Raw genomic sequence first — 21,836 nt, 5'->3', positions numbered from 1 at the left:
GTCCATGCGCGGCTAGACTGTCGGGCTGCCGACTTCTGTTCCATGGATGCCTGATGAATTTTCGTACAATCCTGATTCTTGGCGCCTTGAGCGCTTTCGGTCCGCTGGCGATCGATTTCTATCTGCCGGCGTTCCCGGCGATGGCGCTCGCCTTCGGTACCGACGAACAACACGTCCAACTGACGTTGGCCGCTTATTTCCTTGGCTTGTCCATTGGCCAACTGGCCTACGGTCCGGTGGCGGATCGTTTCGGGCGACGCATTCCCTTGTTGATCGGCGTCGGCTTGTTTACCGCCGCTTCGTTGGCGTGCGCCTATGCACCGAACCTGGAATGGCTGATCGGCGCACGCTTCGTGCAGGCCCTGGGCGGTTGCGCGGGCATGGTGATCTCGCGGGCGGTGGTCAGCGACAAATGTGATGCGGTGGGTTCGGCGAAAGTCTTTTCGCAGCTGATGCTGGTGATGGGCCTGGCGCCGATCCTTGCCCCGATGCTCGGCGGCTTGCTGGTCAACACCACGGGCTGGCAGTCGATCTTCCTCGCGCTGACCGGTTTCAGCGCCTTGGCAGGTCTGGCTGTGGCACTGGGTTTGCCGGAAAGCATGCCCGCCCATTTGCCACGCCAACCCCTGAGCGGGGCGTTTCGCCAGTATGGGCGGTTGCTGAAAGACCCGGTATACCTCGGCCATGCCATGACGGGCGGTATCGCCATCGCCGGCATGTTTTCGTACATCGCCGGGTCGCCGTTCATCTTCATCAAGCTCTATGGCGTCCCGGCCGAACACTTTGGTTGGTACTTCGGTGTCAACGCAGCGGGGTTCATTCTGGTGGCCCAGATTAATGCGCGACTGTTAGCCAAGCGTGGTCCGGCGTTCCTGCTGACGCGCACCGTGTGGATCTACCTCGGTGCCGGCCTGGCATTGCTCGCCGTCAGCGCGCTGCACACCGCGCAGCTGTGGCCGTTGCTGATTCCGTTGTTCGCCTGCATCGCCAGTTTGGGTTGCATCCTACCCAATGCCTCGGCCTGCGCGATGAACGGCCAGGGCGCCCGCGCCGGTAGCGCTTCGGCAATGCTCGGATGCCTGCAATTCAGTGTCGCGGCGGGCGCCGCGGCGCTGGTGGGTGTTTTGCACGACGGCAGCGCCATGCCGATGGCCATGGTCATCAGCCTGTGCGGGATTCTGGTGGTGAGCGCGGCGATGCTCACCCGGCGTCTGCAAAATGCCCGGGCGCTGGTGCAAGCCCAGGTCTGAGGACGGACTCAGCCAGCGGCACGCTGCTGGCGGTCGGGGATCTGATGGGGAGCGTGCAATCGCGCTTCAAGGGTATTGGTGAACGCCCGCGCTTCCGCTTCGCTGCGGAACATCACGGTATGTTGGTCCAGGCGGACCTGCCACTGGGATTTTGCCAATTCTTTTATCAGGATCTTCATAGCTGAACTCCTCTTGTAAAAGACGTTGCGTAAAAAGGATGGGTAAAAGATTTCCTCGCAGAGGTTTCGATTGTAGACCCGATTACGATGGCTTCTATGACAAGGATCAACTCTCGGACTGACGGTTTGTAACAAAAAAAATCGCCGTCCGAGGGCCAATTCCTGAGGATGCCTAGAACCCTTCCAGCACGATCTTGCCCTTGGATTTCCCGCTTTCCAACAGCGCATGTGCACGCCGCAGATTAGCCGCATTGATGGTGCCAAAGTGTTCGCCAACCGTGGTTTTCAACGTCCCGGCATCGATCAGATGGGCCACCCGGTTGAGCAGTTTGTGCTGCTCGATCATGTCCGCGGTCTCGAACAGTGAGCGGGTGTACATGAACTCCCAGTGCAGCGACAGGCTCTTGCGCTTGAGCTTGGTCACGTCGAGGGTTTTCGGGTCGTCGATCAGCGCCAGCTTGCCTTGCGGTGCCAACGCCTCGACCAGTTGATCGAGGTGATGATCGGTCTGGGTCAGGCTGGCGACATGGGTCACCTGATCAATGCCGGCGTGCTTGAGCGCTTCACTCAGTGGCTGGCTGTGGTCGATCACCTGGTCGGCGCCCAGGGCCGTGACCCAGCTTTGGGTTTGCGGGCGCGAAGCCGTGCCGATGACCTTCAGGCCCGTGAGCTGTTTGGCCAGTTGCGTGAGGATCGAGCCAACGCCACCGGCGGCGCCGACGATCAGCAGGCTCTGGCTTTCATCGGTCTTGCCTTCGCGCACTTGCAGGCGCTCGAAGAGCAACTCCCACGCGGTAATGGCGGTCAACGGCAGGGCAGCGGCTTCGGCGAAACCGAGCGACTTCGGCATATGGCCGACGATTCGCTCATCCACCACGTGCAGCTCGCTGTTACCCCCGGCGCGGGCAATGGAGCCGGCGTAGAACACCTTGTCGCCGGTCTTGAACAAGGTCACTTCACTGCCAACGGACTTGACCACACCGGCCACGTCCCAACCCAGCACTTTGGCCGCACCGACTTCTGGCTGGACGTTCTGACGGACCTTGGTATCGACCGGGTTGACCGAGATGGCTTTGACTTCCACCAGCAGGTCACGGGGGCCAGCGACCGGCTCCGGCAGTTCGATGTCTTGCAGGGCGTTTTCATCGCTGATCGGCAGCGAGGCGTAGTAGGCAACGGCTTTCATGGAAGGCTCCCAGATAACTGTGGATTCGATGGGCGGATGATTGGCTATTTCTTCGCAAGATAAAACCCGCTAAAACAGCAGTCTCTTTCAATATTTTTTTGATAATAAAAGGCTGCGCATGCTGCGATTCGATGATTTGCAGTTATTTGTCCGGGCCGCGGACCTGGGCAGTCTGTCCGCGGCCGCGCGGGGCATGGACATGTCGGCGGCGGTGGCAAGCGCGGCGTTGAAACGCATCGAACAGCAGTTGGGCGCCCGACTGCTGGCGCGTTCGACCCGCAGCCTGCGCCTGACCGCCGAAGGTGAAGGTTTTCTCGAGTACGCCCGGGCGGCCTTGAGTGCCCTCGACGAAGGCCGGCGATTGTTGGCCAGTGGCCAGGATCAGGTCAGCGGAGTCCTGCAGCTGTCGGCACCGTCGGACTTCGGTCGCAACCTGTTGCTGCCCTGGCTGGACGAGTTCCAGCGCGAGCACCCGAAGCTGACCGTGCGCCTGCTGCTGGGCGATCGCATCGCCGACCTGTTCCGCCAGCCGGTGGACATCGCCCTGCGCTACGGCGAACCGGAGGACTCCAGCCTGGTGGCGCTGCCCATCGCCCCCCACAATCGGCGCGTGTTGTGTGCCGCGCCCGAATATCTCGCCCGGCGTGGCGAACCGCGCCAGCTGGAACAACTGGCCCAGCACAATTGCCTGCTGTTCATGCTGGGCAGCCGCGTTCACGATCACTGGACCTTTCATGACGGCAAGCGCGAGGTCGGCCTGACCGTCAGTGGCGATCGTTTCAGTGACGATGCCGATGTCGTGCGTCTGTGGGCGCTGGCAGGGGCCGGGATCGCGTACAAATCCTGGCTCGATGTGGCCGCCGATGTGCTCGCGGGGCGCTTGAAAGTGCTGCTGCCGGAGCTGCTCTGTGAGCGCGCACCGCTGAATCTGTTGTGCGCCCATCGCGCACAATTGAGTAAGCCGGTGAACCTCTTGCGGGAAATGCTTGCCAGCCGATGCGCGCGCTTGAGTAGTCATTTTCCAGGGTTATCAGACATTGATCATTAGTCGCAGGTAAAAAGCGAAATTTCCCTCAGGAACTATCAGCATCTGCGGTTTGCAGGGGGCAGGATCTGGCGGTCAACCGGCCTATACTAACGTTCGCCTCGTACACGCACGTCGATCGCCATGGCGAAACCGGTTTATGGCAGTTTCCACGTTTGGCCGACGGCACCTTACTGGTCAAGATATCTCTGGGCAGCAGGACGAAACGATTCAACAGGGAGTGAATACATGGAACATGCACCTTGCATCAGCCAGATAGCCACATTGCTGGCTGACCCCAAGCGCAGCGCAATGATGTGGGCCTTGATGGACGGCTCGGCGCGACATACCGAAGAACTGGCATTGATGGCCGGCCTGTCACCGTCCTCCGCCAGTGCGCACCTGGGGCGGTTGTCCGCCGGAGGTCTGTTGAAAGTAGAAGCCCGTGGGCGAAAGCGCTTCTTCCGCCTGACGGCTCCTGAAGTCGGTGCCGCGATCGAAGCGCTGGCCAGCGCCACGCTGGCCAGCGCACCCCAGGATATCCCGGATATTTTCAAGCGCGCCGCGCCCCTGGCCAAACCTCGGCCGAGCGCTTCGCCGTTGTTGCGCGCACGGCTTTGTGACGACCATTTGGGTGGCACCCTGGCCGCCGATCTTTACCAGCGCCTGCTGGACGCGGGCTGGATCGAACAGTTCGATCAGCGGGTCACGGTCACGCTCAAGGGCGCGACGCAGTTGGAGGCACGCGGCGTCTTCATTCAGGCGCTGGCCCATCGCAACGGCAAGGTCGCGTGTGCGTGTCCCGACTGGAGCGAAAGACGCCCGCACCTGGGCGGCGCCCTGGGTGCGGCGTTGCTGCAGTTGTTCATGCAGTCGGGTTGGCTGAACTTGCCCATGGATTCCCGTGCCCTGCAGCTCACCGCCGCCGGGCAGCGAGAAATTCACCGGTTCGCCAAACAGACCGAGCTTGAAATGGCCCTGTAGGAGCAAGCTTGCTCGCGATGACGGAGTGTCAGTCGACATCAATGTTGAGTGCCAAACCGCTATCGCGAGCAAGCTTGCTCCTACAGAAGAGTCCGGTAAACCTCAGGGTTTTACCAAACGAGCATCTAGGCTGTTCTGCGCCAGGCGTTTGGCCTGGTCCTGGGTCATGCCCAGATCGGTATACAGGGCATGGAAGTTTTCGGTGACGTAACCGCCGAAGTACGCCGGGTCATCCGAGTTCACGGTCACTTTCACGCCACGCTCGAGCATGTCGAGAATATTGTGCTGGGACATGTGATCGAACACGCAGAGCTTGGTGTTGGACAGCGGGCACACGGTCAGCGGAATCTGCTCGTCGATGATGCGCTGCATCAGGCGCTCGTCTTCGATGGCGCGCACGCCATGGTCGATGCGCTGGATTTTCAGCAGGTCGAGGGCTTCCCAGATGTACTCGGGCGGGCCTTCTTCACCGGCGTGGGCGACGGTCAGGAAACCTTCGCCACGGGCGCGATCGAACACCCGCTGGAATTTGCTCGGCGGGTGGCCCATCTCGGAGCTGTCCAGGCCCACAGCGACAAACGCGTCGCGGAACGGCAGCGCCTGGTCGAGGGTTTTCTGCGCCTGCTCTTCGCTCAAGTGGCGCAGGAAGCTCAGGATCAAGCCGCTGGTGATGCCCAGTTGCTGCTCGCCATCCTTCAACGCGGCGGCGATGCCGTTGAGCACCACTTCGAATGGAATGCCACGGTCGGTATGGGTCTGCGGATCGAAGAACGGTTCGGTGTGAATCACGTTCTGCGCCTTGCAGCGCAACAGGTAGGCCCAGGTCAGGTCGTAGAAGTCCTGGGAGGTGCGCAGCACGTCGGCACCCTGGTAATACAGGTCGAGGAACTCCTGCAGGTTATTGAAAGCGTAGGCCTTGCGCAGGGTTTCGACATCGCTCCATGGCAGGGCGATCTTGTTGCGTTCGGCCAGGGCAAACAGCAGCTCGGGCTCCAGCGAACCTTCCAGGTGCAGGTGCAGTTCTGCCTTGGGCAGGGCGTTCAGCCAGTCGTACATAATTCTTTTCTCATCAGGTGCAATGGCGCCATTCTACAGAGGCTCGCTGCAAAAATTGGTAAAACCTGACCAGGCGGTTCATTCCACCGCCTCCTGATCCCGTCGATAAGCGTAGGTATCGGCGAAGCGTGAGAGCAGGAATTGGGCGCACGTGGTGGCCGGGTATTTCGCTGCCTGCTGCTCATCCTGGCACCCCGGCAGGCATTCGATGCGGGTGTCGGGGTGCGGCTCGGCAAAGAATGGCATCGAATACCGATCTACGCCCAACGGGCTGATCACCCTGTGTGGCGTCGAAAGGTAACGGTCGTTGCTCCAGCGCGCCATCATGTCACCGAGGTTGACCACGAACGTCCCTTCGATCGGCGGGGCGTCGATCCATTCGCCCTTTACGTTCCTGACTTGCAAGCCACCGGCAGAATCCTGGTAGAGCAGGGTGATGCAGCCGTAATCGGTGTGGGCACCGGCGCCTTGCTGATCGATGGAGCTGGCGGTGTGACGCGGCGGGTAGTGAATCATCCGCAATACGCTGACCGGCTCGACAAAGCGTGTGTCGAAAAAGTCGCGCTCGATGCCGAGCGCCATGGTCATTGCCCGCAACAGGGTTTGCGCGAGCGCCTGCATGTCGACGTAGTGCTGCTCCATCAGCGCCTCCCAGCCCGGCACCGATGGATGGCGGTTGGGGCCGCGCAACGGTTTTTCCGCCAGTACTTCGGGATGGTCGAGGGGCAGGTGCAGGCCCATGTCGAAGGTTTCTTTCAGGTCGCTGGGTTTGCTCGGGTCCAGTTGTTCGGTGGCGATGGCGCCGTAACCGCGATGGTGGCGGGACTGGGTGATGTCGATCTTGAGTTTTTCGGCGGTGGGCAGGGCGAAAAATTGCTTGGCGTTGTCGAACACGGCATCGATGCGCGCCGCGCTGATTGGATGACCCTTGATGTAGAAGAATCCCCATTCGCGGCAGGCGAGGTCGATTTGTTGTGCCACGGCTGGCCAGGCGCTGTGATCGTCGCTGTAGAGCGGGCTGATGTCGATGATGGGAAGGCTGTTCATACACAATCCTGGAATACGCTGAAAATCCATTGTGGGAGCGAGCCTGCTCGCGATGGTGTATCAGCTGCATCGAGTCGACTGACACACCATCGCGAGCAAGCTCGCTCCTACAGGGGTTTTGTGTTGGTCGCTGGATTTATTTCGGCATCTCGGCCTTCATGCCTTCCACGTAATAATTCATCGACGCCAGCTCCGTATTCGTCGCGCTAACCCCTGCGGGTATTTTCTCGACCCCGGCCTGGTCCTTGATCGGCCCGGTAAACGGCTGCAGCGCGCCGCTCTTGATATCGGCGATGATCTGTTCGGCTTCGGTTTTCACCGCCGCCGGCACCAGGTCGCTGATCGGCAGTTCAACGGTGCCTTCCTTCAGGCCACCCCAGTAATCCTGGGTTTTCCAGCTGTGGTCGATCACGCTTTGGGTCGCTTGCAGATAATGCGGCGCCCAGTCATTGACGATGGAGGTCAGCACCGCCTTGGGGCCGAAGTGCGCCATGTCCGAAGCGTAGCCCACGGCATACACGCCGCGACGTTCAGCGGCCTGGATCGGCGCCGGGCTGTCGGTGTGCTGGAACACCACGTCGACGCCCTGGTCGATCAGCGCGTTGGCGGCGTCGGCTTCCTTGCCCGGATCGAACCAGGAGTTGACCCACACCACCTTGATCTCGGTGCCGGGGTTGTACTTGTTCAGGGCCAGTTGAATGGCGTTGATGTCGCGGATCACTTCCGGGATCGGAAACGAGGCGACGTAGCCGATCTTTTTGCTCTTGGTCATCTTGGCCGCGAGGAAACCGCCGACGTAGCGACCTTCATAGGTGCGCGCCAGGTAGGTGCCCAGGTTCTTGTCCTGCTTGTAGCCGGTGGCGTGTTCGAAGGTCACCTGGGGAAACTGCTTGGCGACCTTGAGTGTCGGGTTCATGTAGCCGAACGAGGTGGTGAAGATCAGGTCGTACTTGTCCTTGGCCATGTTGCGGATCACTCGCTCGGCGTCGGCGCCTTCGGCAACGTTTTCCACATAGTTGGTGGTGATCCGGTCGCCGAGTTTTTCCGCCAGCGCCTTGCGCCCCTGTTCATGCTGATACGTCCAGCCGTGGTCGCCGATCGGGCCGATATAGACGAAGCCGACTTTCAGCGGCTCGCTGGCACTGGCGGTAAGGCTGATCCCCAGACCGATGGCGGCGCACAGCAGTTTATGCAGCGGACGTATTTGCATGAATTCGAACCCCATTTTGTTGTGTGTGGTCAGGGCCAATGCAAATTGCTGACCAACAGGACAACATCGGCGTTAGACCGAGGGGAGGCCTTCGCGGGCAAGCCCGCTCCTACAAGGGTTGCGTAAATCCTGTGGGAGCGGGCTTGCCCGCGAAGAGGTCGGGAAGACCGATAAAAGTGCAGTGCCTGGCACAGCTGCCATCCACTGGTGCGCTAAGGTGAAACGAAACGTTAGCGCCGCGCCGCAGTCAGTCACCTATCGCACCTCAACGGCAAAAGGCCCGCCATGCTCACGATTCTCAAGCAAGAAACCTTTCTGCTGCTGGCCCTGATCGCCGCCGTCGTCGCTTTCCCGCTGGAACATTGGTTGCTGCACAGCGGCCAGGCCGTCGCACTGGTTGCCGGTCTGGTATTGATCGGCTTCATCGTCGCCGCCTCCATGCGCGTCGCCCATCAGGCCGAACTGCTTGCGGAAAAGGTCGGCGACCCCTACGGCACGATGATCCTGACCCTGGCCGCCGTGCTGGTGGAAGTAGTGATCCTGGCGATCATGATGAGCAACGAAGCCTCGGCCACCCTGGTGCGCGACACCATCTACTCAGCCGTGATGCTCGACATCAACGGTATCCTCGGCCTGGCGGCGTTGATGGGCGGGCTCAAGCACGGCGAACAGTCCTACAACGATGATTCGGCGCGCAGCTACAGCGTGATGATCCTGACCGCCATGGGCGTGTCGATGGTGGTCCCGGAGTTCATTCCCGAAGCCGACTGGAAGCTCTATTCGGCGTTCACCATTGGCGCGATGGTGGTGCTCTATACCTTGTTCCTGCGCATGCAGGTCGGGCCGCACAGTTACTTTTTCAGCTACAGCTACCCGGACAAACGCCGCAAAAAAGAACCCCTGGAGCAGGAGCCGGCACCGATCAACCTGACGTTGTCCATCGGCATCCTGGTATTCGGTGTGGTGGTGATCGGCGCCTTGGCCGAAGTGATGTCCAAGACCCTCGACCTGGGGCTGGAAGGAACGGGCGCACCACCGGTGATCACGGCGATCCTGGTGGCGGCCATTTCGGCCGCGCCAGAGATTCTGACGGCATTGCGCGCGGCGCTGGCCAACCGCATGCAGTCGGTGGTTAACATCGCCCTGGGTGCCTCACTGTCGACGGTGATCCTGACGGTGCCGGTGATGGAGGCGATGGCGCTCTACACCGGCCAGCCGTTCCAGATGGCCATGACCCCGGTGCAGACCGTGATGATCTTCATCACCCTGATCGTCAGCGCGATCAACCTCAACGATGGCGAAACCAACGCCATCGAAGGGATGACTCATTTTGTGCTGTTTGCGACGTTTATCATGTTGTCGTTGCTGGGCTTGTGATCCAACCGAAAATCATTGTGGAAACTGGATCAATGTGGGAGCGGGCCTGCTCGCGAAGGCGGTGTGTCAGGCAATGAAATATCGACTGACACATCGTCTTCGCGAGCAAGCCCGCTCCCACATTAGATCTCCATAGGCTTAGACGCCTGCGATCAACTGCCGAGCTGCTTGAGTGTGATCAGCGATCAACCCTTTCAGATCCAGCCCTTCGACCTGCCCGTCGATCACTCGCCATTTGCCGCCGACCATCACCCGATCCGCGCGATCGGCACCGCACAACAACAGCGCCGACACCGGATCGTGACTGCCGGAGAAACGCAGTTCATCAAGCTTGAACAACGCCAGGTCCGCCTGCTTGCCCACCGCGATCTCGCCGATATCGGTCCGCCCGAGCAAACTGGCCGAGCCCTTGGTCGCCCAGCCCAGCACGCGCTCTGGAGTGATCTTCTCGGCACCGTAGCGCAGGCGCTGGATGTACAGCGCCTGACGGGTTTCGAGCATCATGTTCGACGCATCGTTGGACGCTGAACCGTCCACGCCAAGACCGAGCAATGCGCCGGCATCGGTCAGCTCGATGGTCGGGCAAATGCCGGAGGCCAGGCGCATGTTAGAGCTCGGGCAATGGCAGATGCCGGTGCCGGCCGCACCGAGGCGAGCGATCTCGTCCGGGTTGAAGTGGATGCCATGGGCCAGCCAGGTACGCGGGCCGAGCCAGCCGACACTGTCCAGGTAATCCACGGTGCGCAGGCCGAAACGCTGCAGGCAGAAATCTTCTTCGTCGAGGGTTTCGGCCAGGTGCGTGTGCAGGCGCACGTCGAGTTTGTTCGCCAGTTCGGCGCTGGCGGACATGATCTCCGGGGTGACGGAGAAGGGTGAGCAGGGCGCCAGGGCGATCTGGATTTGCGCGCCGTCACCACGTTCGTGGTACTCGGCGATCAGGCGCTGGCTGTCGGCCAGGATGACTTCGCCTTCCTGTACGGTTTGCTGCGGCGGCAGGCCGCCGTCCTTTTCACCCAGGCTCATGGAGCCGCGCGTCAGCATGGCGCGCATGCCCAGTTCGCGCACGCTTTCGACTTGCACGTCGATCGCATTTTCCAGGCCTTGCGGGAACAGGTAATGGTGATCGGCAGCCGTGGTGCAACCGGAGAGCAGCAATTCGGCCAGTGCGACTTTGGTGGCCAGGGCGAGTTTTTCCGGCGTCAGCCGTGCCCAGACCGGATACAGGGTTTTCAGCCAGGGAAACAACGGCTGGTTGACCACTGGCGCCCAGGCGCGGGTCAGGGTTTGATAGAAGTGGTGATGGGTGTTGATCAGCCCCGGCAGAATCACATGCTCGCGGGCGTCGAACACTTCGTTGCAAGGCGTGGCAGGCTGCTGGCCGAGGCCAAGCACTTCGACGATCAAACCGTCTTGCAGCACCAGGCCGCCACGGGCATCGAGACCGTTGGCTGTGAAAATGGCGAGGGGATTTTTTAACCAGGTACGGGTCGCAGGCATGTTGGCCGGCTCCTCTGAAAGTTGGGTTCAGGGTTGCCAGCTCAGTGTTGCCCTGTCTGCTGATCCAGGGTCGCCGGGGAGGCGAGGTGCGAAGTGTCGATCAAAAGGGCTTCGCGGGCAAGTCCGGTCCGACCAGACAACGCAAAACCCCATTGGGGCGGTGTAATTACCAGGGAATGGTTTCACCCCGGTAATTGATGAAGTGATGCCCGCCCTTGCCCACATACGCATTCACCTGATCCACTAGCCCCCGCGTGCTGGTCTCTACATCGATGTCAGCGCCTTCACCGCCCATGTCGGTTTTCACCCAGCCCGGATGCAGCGACAGCACGGTGAGTTTCTGTTCGCCCAGTTGAGTGACGAAGCTGTTGGTCATGGAATTGAGTGCCGCCTTGCTGGCCTTGTACAGTGCCAGTTCCGGCGCGTCGGGCATGGTCACGCTGCCCAGTACCGAGCTCATGAAGGCCAGCACGCCGCTGTCCGGACGGATTTGCCCGGTAAAACGCTGGGCCAGGTTGATCGGCGCCACGGCGTTGGTGAAGAACAGTTGGCCGACTTCGGCCAGTGTCGCGCCACCGTTGGGCGTCTGCACCTCAGGGCCTTTGACGCCGGCGTTGACGAACAGCAGGTCGAACACTTCGTCCTTCAGTTGCTGACTCAGCGTGATCACCGCTTGCTGATCGTCCATGTCGAGCTTTTCGATCCGCACATTGCCCACTGCCTTGAGGGCTTCGGCGTTTTGCGGATTGCGCACAGTGGCGGTGACTTGCCAACCGTCGGCCAGCAGGGTTTTCACCAGGCCGAGGCCAAGGCCCCGGGAGGCGCCGATGATCAGTGCAGTTCTGGACATGTGTGGCTTCCTTGAAAGTTCAGGGACGTGGGTTCCGGATCCGGCTTGACCCTGGAGCATACTCCAGGCTTTAGCCTTGTTGCTCCCTGAAATTGATGGAGCAATGTCGATGTGGACTTCAACGCAGTATCGTCAGCTGGTACGCGGCAGCGCGTGGTACGACCTGGTCGTCAAGGCAGCGTTCGCCACACCCTGGAGTTTTGCCGTGGTGCATGGACTGTTGTCGAGCCTGATGCTGGTGGTTTTCCTGATCTTTGAGTTGGCGTGGGGCGTGGCTCAGGTGTTGCCTGTGCGGGACCCTTCGCGAGCAAGCCCGCTCCCACATTGGATTGGTGTGCACTCGGTCAATTGTGGGAGCGGGCTTGCTCGCGAAGAGGCCGTAACAGTCAGCGCTTAATGCCCGGCCCGCCACGGCTGCCCCAACGAAACCGGCGCATACAAACGGGTGCGCATCCGGTCCCGGGACAGCAGCACCAGCACCACGATGGTCGCCACATACGGCAGCATCGCCAGCAAACTCGACGGAATCGCCAGCCCCAGCCCCTGCGCCACCAGGTGCAGGATGCTGGCGAGCCCGAACAGGTACGCACCGAGCAGCAAACGCCATACCCGCCAACTGGCGAACACCACCAGGGCCAGGGCAATCCAGCCGCGGCCGGCGCTCATGTTTTCCGCCCACATCGGTGTGTAGGCCAGCGACAGGTACGCGCCGGCCAACCCGGCCATCGCGCCGCCGAATAACACTGCCAGTGTCCGCACGGCCAACACCGGCAAGCCCATGGCACTGGCGGCATCCGGGTTTTCGCCGACCGCCTGGATGATCAGCCCGACGCGGCTTTTCAGCGTCACCCAGGCCACCAGCGCAAACAGCGCGAATGACAGGTACACCAGCAGGTCCTGGGCGAACAGCATCCGCCCGATCAACGGGATCTCGCTCAAGTACGGGATCGCCAGCGGCTCGAAGCCCGCCAGCGGTTTACCCACCCACGCCGCGCCGACAAAGGTCGACAGCCCTACGCCGAAAATCGTCAGGGCCAGCCCGGTGGCCACCTGGTTGGCATTGAAGACCAGCGCCACCAGGGCAAACAACGAGGACAACAGCATCCCGGCGAGCATCGCCAGCAAGACGCCAAGCCAGAGGTTGCCGGTGCTGAACGCGATGATGAAACCGATCACCGCGCCAAACAGCATCATGCCTTCCTGGCCCAGGTTGAGTACGCCGCTTTTCTCGCACACCAGTTCGCCCAGCGCCACCAGCAGCAACGGCGTACCGCAACGAACCATGGCGTAGAAAATGTTGCTCAGCAGATCGATATCCATCACAGCGCTCCTGCTGGTACGGCGGTGGCGGGTGCACGGCGAGCCCAGTGCAGGTTCAAACGGGGTCGGTAGAGAATCAGCACATCGCAGGCGAGCAGGAAAAACAGCATCATCCCCTGGAACAATTGGGTGATCGCCTGCGGCAGGTTCAAGCTCATTTGCGCGTTCTCGCCACCGATGTACAGCAGCGCCATCAACAGGCTGGAAAACAGAATGCCAAGGGGGTTCAAGCGCCCGAGAAACGCCACGGTGATCGCCGCATAGCCGTAGCCGGGCGAAACCTGCGGGACCAATTGCCCGATCGGCCCGCTCACTTCACAGGCACCGGCCAAGCCCGCGAGGCCGCCGCTGATCAACAGTGCCAGCCAGACCAGGCGTTTTTCGCGAAAGCCGACAAAACCGGCTGCGCGCTTGTCCAGCCCAAGCACCTTGATCTGGAAGCCGACAAGACTTTTCTGCAGCAGCACCCACACCGCCACCAAAGCGAGCAGGGCGAAATACACGCCGGCGTGAACCCGACCGTCCTCCATCAACAGCGGCAAGCGGCTGGCGTCACCGAACATCGCCGACTGCGGAAAGTTGAACCCCTGCGGATCCTTCAGCGGGCCGTGCACGCAAAACAGCAGCAGGTTCAGGGCGATGTAATTGAGCATGATGCTGGTGAGGATTTCATTGGCGTTGAAGTGCGTGCGCAACCAGGCCGTCAGCCCAGCCCATGCGGCGCCGGCCAGGGTCCCGGTGAGCAGGATCAGGACCAGTGCCCAGCGACTTTGCAGCTCGATGATATTCACCGCCAACGCACTGCCGGCCAGGGCGCCGAGCAGCAGTTGGCCTTCGGCGCCGATGTTCCAGATTCGCGCCTGGTACGCAACGGCCAGGCCCAACGCGCAGAGCAGAATCGGTAACGCTTTGACCAGCCATTCGGAGATGCCATACAGGTCGCTGATGGGCGCGATCAACAGCGTATGCAAAGTCAGCAAAGGATCGTGGCCCAAAGCGATAAACAGCAACGAGCCACAGCCCAGGGTCAGGACCGCCGCCAGCAACGGCGAGCACCACAGCATCAGGCTCGATTGCTGGCCACGGGGTTCAAGAGAAAGCAGCATGTGAGACTCCGTTAACGTATTGCGCAGGCGGGTAGTTGAGGGGTGTCGAACTGGCCGGCCATCCAGCCACCAACATCGCTCAGGCGGGTGTCGACGGTGGCCTTGAGCGGCGATAACTGTCCGCCACACAAGGCACCGAGGCGGTCGCTGATCTGGAACAATTCGTCGAGGTCTTCGGAAATCACCAGGATCGCCGCGCCGGCATCGCGCAGGGCGATCAACGCCCGGTGAATGGTCGCGGCCGCGCCGACATCCACGCCCCAGGTCGGGTGCGCGGCCACCAGCAATTTCGGCTGTTGAAGTATTTCCCGGCCAAGGATGAATTTCTGCAGGTTACCGCCGGACAGGCTGCGGGCCGGTGCCTGGGGGCCGGCTGCCTTGACCCCGAAGCGGCGAATGATGTCTTGCGCCAGTGCCAGGACCTTGGCGCGCTGAATCAGCCCCTTGCTCACCAGCCCGTGCTGGAATGCAGTAAGCAGGGCGTTGTCCGCCAGGCTCAGGTCCGGTACGGCGCCATGCCCCAGGCGTTCGGCCGGGACGAAGGCCAGTCCGCGCTGGCGGCGGGCATCGGGGCGTAAATGCGCGACCGCTTCGCCGCCGAAACGGATGGTTGCAGCGTCGTTGCGGCCCAGCCGTTCTTCACCGCTGAGCAACGCCAGCAGTTCATCCTGACCATTGCCGGCGACACCGGCGATGCCGACTATCTCGCCGCTGCGCACCGCAAGGTCGATGGCCTTGAGCGAACAGCCGAACGGGTCCGGGTTGTGCCAGGACAAGCCTTGCATGTGCAAAAACACATCAGTGCCCGTCACCTTCGGGTAATCGGTGATCAACTCCGCCGCATCGCCCACCATCAGGCGCGCCAGTTGCCGATCCGAGTATTCGGCCGGCACGCAATGGCCGGCCACTCGTCCGCCGCGCAACACGGTGGCGCTGTGGCACAGCGCACGCACTTCGGCGAGTTTATGGCTGATGAACAGAATGCTGCAGCCCTCGGCAGCCAGTCGGCGCAAGGTCACGAATAAATCGTCGGCCTCCTGCGGGGTCAACACCGAGGTCGGTTCGTCGAGAATCAGCAGGCGGATGTCCTGCATCAGGCAGCGAATGATTTCCACCCGTTGCCGCTCGCCGATGGACAGGCTGTGGACAAGTCGCTGCGGCTCCAGCGCCATGCCGTAGCGCTGCGACACTTCGCTGATTTCGCGTTCAAGCTGGCTGGGCGTGCCTGCCGCCGGGCCCATGGCCAGGGCGATGTTCTGCGCCACACTCAAGGTTTCAAACAGCGAGAAGTGCTGGAACACCATGCCGATCCCCAGGTCGCGAGCCTGGGCCGGGTTGCGCAGGGTCACGGGCTGGCCATGCCAGAACATCTCGCCGGCGTCGGCCTGCACGACGCCGTAGATGATCTTCATCAGGGTGCTTTTGCCTGCACCGTTTTCGCCGAGCAGGGCGTGGATTTCACCCGGGGCGATCGTCAGGTCGATGGCATCGTTGGCCAGGCAGCCGGGGTAGCGTTTACTGATTCTGCTCAGTTGCAGGCGGGGCGTTGGATCGGCGATGGGCATGACAGGCTCGGTTCGATGAAGTGCATGCCTGTGGATAAAGCAATTTTCTGGCCATCAGGTCAGGAAATTTGCCTGGGCCGCGTGCGCCAAGCCACTTTGCGCGCTGGCAGGCCGGGACGCACCGCAAACCGGGCACCACAAAAGTGCAGGGCGGTTGAGCCGGCTCCGGTTTTGCGCGTGGTCTCTTGATCAAAAAATGAGCATTCGCCGGCAAGCCATGCCGGATATGCAGCCGCGCCAGCCATGAACGGGTTATCCACAGATTGCTCCACAGTATTTGTGCGCAAGCTCAAGGGACGGGCATAAGCGTGGGGCGGCTATCTTCTAAAAGTGCTAAACCACTCTAACTAATTGTTTTTAATTGGATTTAACAATTTTATGGGCGAAATGGACGAAAAATGAGCAAAGCCCGCAAAGCCGCATGACAGAAGGGTTACAGCGTTATGTGCTCAGGTTATCCACAGTCGGGTGCACAGCAGATGTGGGCAACTATGGAATATGCAAAAAATGCGCGTGCCCCAAAAGATCGCAGCCTGCGGCAGCTCCTACAGGATGTCCGCGATCCCCTGTAGGAGCCGCCGCAGGCTGCGATCTTTTGATCTTGCTAGTGCTGCAACACAATCCGTCCACGACTCAAGTCGGCGAGTAGAGATTGCAATGTGTCGATCTGCCCGGCACCCACCGCCAATTGCAGTTCAACGCCATTGGCCGTGAAATCCTCGTGCACCACCAGCCCACCAAGTTCCGCAACCCGCAGCTTGACCAACGCCAACTCACCAAACGCACAGGCACAGCGCACCGGCACCCGACTGATCAACTCAATCTTCGGCGCCGTTTGCAGGCACTTATTGGCACCGCCGCCGTAAGCCCGGGCCAGTCCACCGGTGCCCAGTTGAATGCCGCCATACCAGCGAATCACCAGTACGACGACCTGATCACAATCCTGTGCCTCGATGGCCGCCAGGATCGGCCGCCCAGCCGTGCCGCCGGGTTCGCCATCGTCAGTGCTGCGGTATTGATCGCCGAGCTTCCACGCCCAGCAATTGTGCGTCGCGTTCGGATCGCTGTGCTGGGCTATGAAAGCTTGGGCTTCGGCGGGGCTGCCGATCGGCGCGGCGAAGGTGATGAAGCGGCTTTTGCGAATCTCTTCGCGGTATTCGCAGAAGTCGCTGAGGGTAAAAGGCATAGGGGTCTTAGAGAGAGGGTGTCAGGCCGCAGCCTTTGAGAATGATACGGATCAGGTTGTTGCCGGCGTCTTCCATGTCTTGCTTGGTCAGCTTGCTGCGCCCGCTGACCCGGCAGATCTGAGTGGCGAAGTCGGCGTAATGCTGGGTGCTGCCCCACAACAGGAAAATCAGGTGCACCGGGTCGACCGGGTCCATTTTGCCAGCGTCGATCCACGCCTGGAACACCGCGGCACGGCCCTGGAACCAGGTGCGATAGTCCTGGTTGAAATATTCGGTCAGGCATTCGCCGCCACTGATGACCTCCATGGCGAAGATTCGGGAGGCTTGCGGCTGGCGCCGGGAAAACTCCATTTTGGCGCGGATATAGCGGGTCAGGGCTTCGGCCGGGTCGTCTTGCGCGGTCAGGGTATTGAAGGTGCTGTCCCACAACTCGATGATGTTGCTCAGCACCGCCACGTACAAACCGAGTTTGTTGGTGAAGTAGTAATGCAGGTTCGCCTTCGGCAAGCCGGCATTCAGGGCGATGGTGTTCATGCTGGTGCCCTTGAACCCGTGACGGGCGAACTCGTCTTCGGCTGCTTTGATGATGGTCTCTTCGTTCTTCTGACGAATGCGGCTGGCGGGTTTGCCGCTGTGGGCTGGGACTTCAAAGGTCATAGGCACTTCCGGACAAGGGGGTGGGTGCATCCAGTGCGTTGATAGCGTAAAACCGAATACACCACAACCGGATGTTCAGCGTGTTGCGGCCAGGCTTTCGAGAAAACTTTCCAGAACCAGGTGCGGACGACGCCCCTTGCGGGTCACCGAAGCCAGGCTGAGATCATAGAAACGGGTTTTTGATTTCAATGCGCGCAACCGGCCTTGCTGCACCCAAAGGCTGGCGTAATGGTCCGGCAGGTAGCCGATGTAGCGCCCGGTCAGGATCAGGAACGCCATGCCCTCGCGGTCCGATGCGCTGGCGGTGCAATTGAGCGCCTGATAATGCGCCTGGATATCCGCTGGCAAACGGAAGGTCGGGGCGATGGCGTCCTGGCTGTTCAAACGCCCGTCGTCCAGTTGCTTGTCATCGACATAAAACAGTGGGTGGCCAACCGCGCAGTACAGCAGCGAGCGTTCGCTATACAGCGGCTGATACTCCAGCCCCGACAGCGCACTGGCCTGCGGCACTACGCCGACATGCAGGCGCCCGTCGAGCACGCCTTGTTCCACTTCGTTGGGCGCGATCATGCGGATCTGGATCTGCACGTCCGGGCCGCGTTCCTTCAATTGCGACAGGGCGTGGGTGATGCGCATGTGGGGCAGGGTGACCAGGTTGTCGGTCAGGCCGATGGTCAATTCGCCGCGCAAGTGCTGGTGCAGGCCGTTGACCTCGGTGCGGAAACTTTCCAGGGCATTTAGCAGCTGCAACGCCGATTGATAAACCTCACGACCTTCTTCGGTCAGGGAAAAACCGGCACGGCCACGTTGGCACAGGCGCAAACCCAGGCGCTGCTCCAGATCGCTCATCTGCTGGCTGATGGCCGAGCGGCCGATACCGAGAACGCTTTCAGCCGCAGAGAAGCCGCCACTTTCGACCACGCTGCGAAAGATCCGCAGCAGGCGAATATCAAAGTCGCTGACTTGCGCCAGTGGATCGGGGCGACGGCTGGACATGCGTTTACTCGATAGTTTAGTGAGGGGCTGACTGAAGGTTAGAAAAGTTGCATTTCACCGACTTTATCCCCGTGGCAATTTAGCTGCAACAGCGGTTTCAATCCTTACGCGCTTATTGCCTTGCGAGGTTTTACCCATGAACTTGCCTGAAAACGCCCCGACATCCCTGGCCAGCCAGCTCAAGCTCGATGCTCACTGGATGCCGTACACCGCCAACCGTAACTTTCAGCGCGATCCGCGCCTGATCGTGGGTGCCGAGGGCAGCTGGCTGATCGACGACAAGGGTCGCAAGGTCTATGACTCGCTGTCGGGTCTGTGGACCTGCGGCGCAGGGCACACTCGCAAGGAAATCCAGGAAGCGGTCGCCAAGCAACTGGGCACCCTCGATTACTCGCCAGGCTTCCAGTACGGTCACCCGCTGTCGTTCCAGCTGGCAGAGAAAATCACCGACCTGACCCCGGGCAACCTGAACCACGTGTTTTTCACCGACTCGGGTTCCGAGTGCGCCGACACCGCCGTGAAAATGGTGCGTGCCTACTGGCGCCTGAAAGGCCAGTCGACCAAGACCAAGATGATCGGTCGTGCCCGTGGCTACCACGGCGTGAACATCGCCGGCACCAGCCTGGGTGGCGTCAACGGCAACCGCAAGTTGTTCGGCCAGGCGATGATGGACGTCGATCACCTGCCGCACACCTTGCTGGCAAGCAATGCGTTCTCCCGTGGCATGCCGGAGCAGGGCGGTATCGCCCTGGCTGACGAACTGCTCAAGCTGATCGAGCTGCACGATGCCTCGAACATCGCGGCGGTATTCGTTGAGCCTCTGGCCGGTTCCGCTGGCGTACTGGTTCCGCCGCAGGGTTACCTGAAACGTCTGCGCGAGATCTGCGATCAGCACAACATCCTGCTGGTGTTCGACGAAGTGATCACCGGTTTCGGCCGTACCGGCAACATGTTCGGTGCCGACACCTTTGGCGTGACCCCGGACCTGATGTGCATCGCCAAGCAAGTCACCAACGGTGCGATCCCGATGGGCGCGGTCATTGCCAGCTCCGAGATCTACCAGACGTTCATGAATCAGCCGACGCCTGAATACGCGGTGGAATTCCCCCACGGCTACACCTATTCCGCACACCCGGTGGCGTGCGCCGCCGGCCTGGCAGCACTGGATCTGCTGCAGAAGGAAAACCTGGTACAGAGCGTCGCCGAAGTCGCACCGCATTTCGAAAACGCGCTGCATGGCCTCAAGGGCACCAAGAACGTCATCGACATTCGTAACTATGGCCTGGCGGGTGCGATCCAGATCGCGCCACGTGACGGCGACGCCATCGTGCGTCCGTTCGAAGCGGGCATGGCCTTGTGGAAAGCCGGGTTCTACGTGCGCTTCGGCGGCGACACCCTGCAGTTCGGCCCAACGTTCAACAGCAAGCCGCAGGACCTGGATCGTCTATTCGACGCGGTCGGCGAAGTGCTCGGCAAGATCGACTGATTTCTCCTTACATACCTACAAACAACGGGCGCGCCGATTCGGGCGCGCCTGTGGACAACTTTTCAGGAGCTTCCATGAGCGTTATTCCGCATTTGATCAATGGCGAACTGGTGACCGAGAACGGTCGCGCGGTTGATGTGTTCAACCCGTCTACCGGCCAGGCTATCCACAAGTTGCCGCTGGCGACTCGCGAAACCATCCAGAGCGCTATCGACGCGGCCAAGGCTGCATTCCCGGCCTGGCGCAATACGCCACCGGCCAAGCGTGCCCAGGTCATGTTCCGCTTCAAGCAACTGCTGGAGCAGAACGAAGGACGTATCGCCCAACTGATCAGCGAAGAACACGGCAAGACCCTGGAAGACGCCGCCGGTGAACTGAAGCGCGGTATCGAGAACGTCGAGTTCGCTTGCGCGGCGCCGGAAATCCTCAAGGGCGAATACAGCCGCAACGTCGGCCCGAACATCGATGCATGGTCCGACTTCCAGCCACTGGGCGTAGTGGCCGGTATCACCCCGTTCAACTTCCCGGCCATGGTGCCGCTGTGGATGTACCCGCTGGCCATCGTCTGCGGCAACTGCTTCATCCTCAAGCCATCCGAGCGTGATCCGAGCTCGACGCTGCTGATTGCCCAGTTGCTGCTGGAAGCTGGTTTGCCGAAAGGCGTATTGAGCGTGGTGCACGGCGACAAGGCTGCGGTGGACGCGCTGATCGAAGCGCCGGAAGTCAAGGCACTGAGCTTCGTCGGTTCGACCCCGATTGCCGAGTACATCTATAGCGAAGGCACCAAGCGCGGCAAACGCGTCCAGGCCCTGGGTGGTGCGAAGAACCACGCAGTGCTGATGCCGGATGCCGATCTGGACAACGCGGTCAGCGCACTGATGGGCGCGGCTTACGGTTCCTGCGGCGAGCGCTGCATGGCAATCTCGGTAGCCGTGTGTGTCGGCGACCAGGTTGCAGATGCTCTCGTGGCCAAACTGGTTCCACAAATCCAGGCGCTGAAAATCGGTGCTGGCACTTCCTGCGGTCTGGACATGGGGCCTCTGGTCACGGGTCAAGCGCGGGACAAGGTCAGCGGTTACGTGGAAGACGGCGTAGCAGCCGGTGCGACACTGGTCGTGGACGGTCGTGGTCTGACCGTGGCCGGTCATGAGGAAGGCTTCTTCCTGGGTGGCTGCCTGTTCGACAACGTCACGCCAGAAATGCGCATCTATAAAGAAGAGATCTTCGGGCCGGTGCTGTGCGTCGTCCGTGTGAACAGCCTGGAAGAGGCGATGCAACTGATCAACGATCACGAGTACGGCAACGGCACCTGCATCTTCACCCGTGACGGGGAAGCGGCGCGCCTGTTCTGCGACGAGATCGAAGTCGGCATGGTCGGCGTTAACGTACCGTTACCGGTGCCAGTGGCCTACCACAGCTTTGGTGGCTGGAAACGTTCGCTGTTCGGCGACCTGCATGCCTACGGCCCGGATGGTGTGCGTTTCTACACCCGCCGCAAAGCCATCACCCAGCGCTGGCCGCAACGTGCGAGCCATGAAGCTTCGCAGTTCGCTTTCCCTAGTTTGTAAGTAGAAGGGTAAAGACGGCCGACCCAACGGGTCGGCCTTTTTGTTTCTGGTGCTTTTTAGCTATATGACAGTTTTGTGAAAATAGAGGTTGACGGCAGATTCTGGAAGCCTATAATTCCCCCCACTTCCGGCGCAGTCGAAACGGAAAACTCCTTGGTAAACAATGAGTTACGTAGTTTTGACAGCACGTTGCTTCAGTTCATCGAGGCCAAGAGGAAGTTGAAAAAGAGGTGTTGACAGCAGCGTGTAACGCTGTAGAATTCGCCTCCCGCTGACGAGAGATCTGAAGCT

20 protein-coding genes are annotated in these 21,836 nt (G+C 60.9%); 7 read left to right on the top strand and 13 right to left on the bottom strand.

The features are described 5' to 3' along the window. Positions 1 to 53: 53 nt before the first annotated feature. Positions 54 to 1,250, top strand: a complete 1,197-nt coding sequence (locus tag NPS56_RS28630) for a multidrug effflux MFS transporter (protein WP_274077762.1) — start codon at positions 54 to 56, stop codon at positions 1,248 to 1,250. Between the two features lie 8 nt (positions 1,251 to 1,258). Here the strand turns inward: NPS56_RS28630 and NPS56_RS28625 are convergent, their stop codons facing one another. Then, positions 1,259 to 1,429: a hypothetical protein gene (locus tag NPS56_RS28625; RefSeq protein ID WP_274077761.1), complete on the bottom strand. Its 171-nt coding sequence runs from the start codon at positions 1,427 to 1,429 to the stop codon at positions 1,259 to 1,261. 172 nt (positions 1,430 to 1,601) lie between these two features. After that, a complete protein-coding gene (locus NPS56_RS28620) occupies positions 1,602 to 2,615 on the bottom strand; it encodes a zinc-binding alcohol dehydrogenase family protein (RefSeq protein WP_274077760.1) in 1,014 nt (337 codons plus the stop codon). A 118-nt stretch (positions 2,616 to 2,733) separates the two neighbouring features. On the opposite strand from NPS56_RS28620, the gene NPS56_RS28615 reads away from it, so the two are divergent. Together NPS56_RS28615 and NPS56_RS28610 are read left to right on the top strand one after the other, a co-directional pair. Beyond that, complete coding sequence (locus tag NPS56_RS28615; protein ID WP_274077759.1) at positions 2,734 to 3,663, top strand: LysR family transcriptional regulator; 930 nt, start codon at positions 2,734 to 2,736, stop codon at positions 3,661 to 3,663. Positions 3,664 to 3,888: 225 nt separating this feature from the next. After that, a complete protein-coding gene (locus NPS56_RS28610; RefSeq protein ID WP_274077758.1) occupies positions 3,889 to 4,623 on the top strand; it encodes an ArsR/SmtB family transcription factor in 735 nt (244 codons plus the stop codon). A 102-nt stretch (positions 4,624 to 4,725) separates the two neighbouring features. Here NPS56_RS28610 and NPS56_RS28605 read toward each other — a convergent pair whose 3' ends face one another. The 3 genes from NPS56_RS28605 to NPS56_RS28595 all read right to left on the bottom strand — a co-directional run bounded on the left by NPS56_RS28605 (position 4,726) and on the right by NPS56_RS28595 (position 7,936). Next, positions 4,726 to 5,679, bottom strand: coding sequence for an adenosine deaminase (locus tag NPS56_RS28605; RefSeq protein ID WP_020796340.1), 954 nt, complete (start codon positions 5,677 to 5,679; stop codon positions 4,726 to 4,728). Between the two features lie 78 nt (positions 5,680 to 5,757). Next, positions 5,758 to 6,726, bottom strand: a complete 969-nt coding sequence (locus NPS56_RS28600) for a 2-oxoglutarate and iron-dependent oxygenase domain-containing protein (RefSeq protein ID WP_274077757.1) — start codon at positions 6,724 to 6,726, stop codon at positions 5,758 to 5,760. A gap of 136 nt (positions 6,727 to 6,862) precedes the next feature. Next, positions 6,863 to 7,936, bottom strand: coding sequence for a BMP family ABC transporter substrate-binding protein (locus NPS56_RS28595; protein ID WP_274077756.1), 1,074 nt, complete (start codon positions 7,934 to 7,936; stop codon positions 6,863 to 6,865). Positions 7,937 to 8,221: 285 nt separating this feature from the next. Here NPS56_RS28595 and NPS56_RS28590 point away from each other — a divergent pair, with 285 nt between their 5' ends. After that, positions 8,222 to 9,313 carry a calcium:proton antiporter gene (locus NPS56_RS28590; RefSeq protein WP_274077755.1) on the top strand — a complete coding sequence of 364 codons (1,092 nt, stop codon included), beginning with the start codon at positions 8,222 to 8,224 and terminating at the stop codon, positions 9,311 to 9,313. A 138-nt stretch (positions 9,314 to 9,451) separates the two neighbouring features. Here NPS56_RS28590 and NPS56_RS28585 read toward each other — a convergent pair whose 3' ends face one another. After that, entirely contained in the window at positions 9,452 to 10,810 is a 1,359-nt protein-coding gene (locus NPS56_RS28585; protein ID WP_274077754.1) for an 8-oxoguanine deaminase, read from the bottom strand. Between the two features lie 166 nt (positions 10,811 to 10,976). Next, complete coding sequence (locus NPS56_RS28580) at positions 10,977 to 11,660, bottom strand: SDR family oxidoreductase (RefSeq protein WP_274077753.1); 684 nt, start codon at positions 11,658 to 11,660, stop codon at positions 10,977 to 10,979. A 109-nt stretch (positions 11,661 to 11,769) separates the two neighbouring features. Here NPS56_RS28580 and NPS56_RS28575 point away from each other — a divergent pair, with 109 nt between their 5' ends. After that, positions 11,770 to 12,057, top strand: a complete 288-nt coding sequence (locus NPS56_RS28575; protein ID WP_274077752.1) for a hypothetical protein — start codon at positions 11,770 to 11,772, stop codon at positions 12,055 to 12,057. On the opposite strand, the gene NPS56_RS28570 is transcribed toward NPS56_RS28575, so the two are convergent. From NPS56_RS28570 to NPS56_RS28545, 6 genes are all read right to left on the bottom strand, one after another. Further along, a complete protein-coding gene (locus NPS56_RS28570) occupies positions 12,054 to 12,980 on the bottom strand; it encodes an ABC transporter permease (RefSeq protein ID WP_274077751.1) in 927 nt (308 codons plus the stop codon). The two genes, NPS56_RS28575 and NPS56_RS28570, sit on opposite strands and share 4 nt — an antisense overlap. Next, a complete protein-coding gene (locus tag NPS56_RS28565) occupies positions 12,980 to 14,086 on the bottom strand; it encodes an ABC transporter permease (protein WP_274077750.1) in 1,107 nt (368 codons plus the stop codon). Before NPS56_RS28565 ends, NPS56_RS28570 begins: the two co-directional genes overlap by 1 nt. Positions 14,087 to 14,097: 11 nt before the next feature. Next, positions 14,098 to 15,651 (bottom strand): ABC transporter ATP-binding protein, encoded by a 1,554-nt coding sequence (locus NPS56_RS28560; RefSeq protein WP_274077749.1) that lies wholly within the window; start codon positions 15,649 to 15,651, stop codon positions 14,098 to 14,100. 604 nt (positions 15,652 to 16,255) lie between these two features. Further along, positions 16,256 to 16,837 carry an IMPACT family protein gene (locus NPS56_RS28555; protein ID WP_274077748.1) on the bottom strand — a complete coding sequence of 194 codons (582 nt, stop codon included), beginning with the start codon at positions 16,835 to 16,837 and terminating at the stop codon, positions 16,256 to 16,258. Positions 16,838 to 16,844: 7 nt separating this feature from the next. Beyond that, positions 16,845 to 17,495, bottom strand: coding sequence for a TetR/AcrR family transcriptional regulator (locus NPS56_RS28550; RefSeq protein WP_020796325.1), 651 nt, complete (start codon positions 17,493 to 17,495; stop codon positions 16,845 to 16,847). A gap of 75 nt (positions 17,496 to 17,570) precedes the next feature. After that, positions 17,571 to 18,491: a LysR family transcriptional regulator gene (locus NPS56_RS28545; protein ID WP_274077747.1), complete on the bottom strand. Its 921-nt coding sequence runs from the start codon at positions 18,489 to 18,491 to the stop codon at positions 17,571 to 17,573. Between the two features lie 136 nt (positions 18,492 to 18,627). Between NPS56_RS28545 and NPS56_RS28540 the strand changes: the two genes are divergently transcribed. Continuing rightward, a complete protein-coding gene (locus tag NPS56_RS28540) occupies positions 18,628 to 19,977 on the top strand; it encodes an aspartate aminotransferase family protein (protein ID WP_274077746.1) in 1,350 nt (449 codons plus the stop codon). 74 nt (positions 19,978 to 20,051) lie between these two features. Continuing rightward, positions 20,052 to 21,545 carry a CoA-acylating methylmalonate-semialdehyde dehydrogenase gene (locus NPS56_RS28535; RefSeq protein ID WP_274077745.1) on the top strand — a complete coding sequence of 498 codons (1,494 nt, stop codon included), beginning with the start codon at positions 20,052 to 20,054 and terminating at the stop codon, positions 21,543 to 21,545. Positions 21,546 to 21,836 lie beyond the last annotated feature (291 nt).

Origin of the sequence: Pseudomonas putida (assembly GCF_028682635.1) — a bacterium.
Classification (GTDB): domain Bacteria; phylum Pseudomonadota; class Gammaproteobacteria; order Pseudomonadales; family Pseudomonadaceae; genus Aquipseudomonas; species Aquipseudomonas putida_AE.
This window is presented reverse-complemented; position numbering and strand designations above follow the sequence as displayed.